Source organism: Actinosynnema sp. NPDC053489 (genome assembly GCF_044544865.1).
In the GTDB taxonomy this organism is placed as follows: domain Bacteria; phylum Actinomycetota; class Actinomycetes; order Mycobacteriales; family Pseudonocardiaceae; genus Actinosynnema.
The window spans coordinates 1-1,010 of sequence record NZ_JBITXT010000034.1; the positions used below are offsets into that span (position 1 = coordinate 1).

General features: G+C 70.3%; 1 protein-coding gene. It reads right to left on the reverse strand.

The window, feature by feature from the left end; translation table 11 throughout:
• Positions 1-19: 19 nt before the first annotated feature.
• Entirely contained in the window at positions 20-823 is an 804-nt protein-coding gene (locus tag ACIGNX_RS34690) for an IS5 family transposase (RefSeq protein WP_396545805.1), read from the reverse strand.
• Positions 824-1,010: the final 187 nt, after the last annotated feature.

Genomic DNA, 1,010 nt, shown 5'->3' on the forward strand with positions numbered 1-1,010 from the left:
AGTAGCTGTTTCCGAGCTACTACTGTTGAGTGAGTCGGCGGCTGGTGATGCGGATCATGGACCAGCGGACCATGGCCTCGTGGTGGTGCGGGAGTCGTTCGTAGTCGCGGACGCAGCGGCGGTGTCCGGTGATCCAGGCCAGAGTGCGTTCGACCACCCACCTTCTGGGCAGCACGGTGAAGTACGGCACCTGCGGACGTTGGACGATCTCCACCACCAAGCCGAGGGTCCTGCGGGCCCAGTCGAGCAGAGGGCCGGTGTAGCCGCCGTCGGCCCATACCAGTGCGGTCCGTTTCCCGGCGGTGGCGCGCAGGCGCCGAAGCAGGCTGCGGGCGGCGACCCGGTCCTGCGTCGAGGCCGGGGTCGCCAACACCGTCAACAGCAGTCCCATGGTGTCCACGACGATGTGGCGCTTGCGACCGGCGACCTTCTTCCCGCCGTCCCAGCCTCGGGTGGACCGGCCCACGGTCTCGGCGGCGCGCACCGACTGCGAGTCCATGACCGCCGCCGACGGTGCCGCCACCCGGCCCTCGGCCAGGCGGACCCGGTCGCGCAACGCGTCGAGCAGCCGCTGGGAGGCGCCGGCCTTCTCCCAGGCGGCGAAACGCTTGTAGACCGTCGGCCAAGGCGGGAAGTCCGCCGGCAGCGCCCGCCACTTGATCCCGTTGTCGACCACATAGAGGATCGCGTCCACGATCACCCGGCGGCAGTGCTTCTCCCACCGCCCACCCCGCCCGGCCAGACATGCCGGATCGGGCAGCAGCGGGTCCAGCTCGGCCCACTGGGCGTCGGTGACGTCGGTGGGGTACCGGGCCGTCCGCACGGTGGGCTGGTGGGAGGCGGCCAGGCGGCAGCAACGGGCACCCGCGGTGGACCCGCCCGCGGGCATCGGGCACGATAACAACGGAACTCCTGGCAGAGCGGCGCTTCGACAACGTCCGATCTACCAGGAGTTCCCCCGTCTGCGCACCAAAGGGGCCTTCACCACCTCAAGCTCGGAAACAGGCACT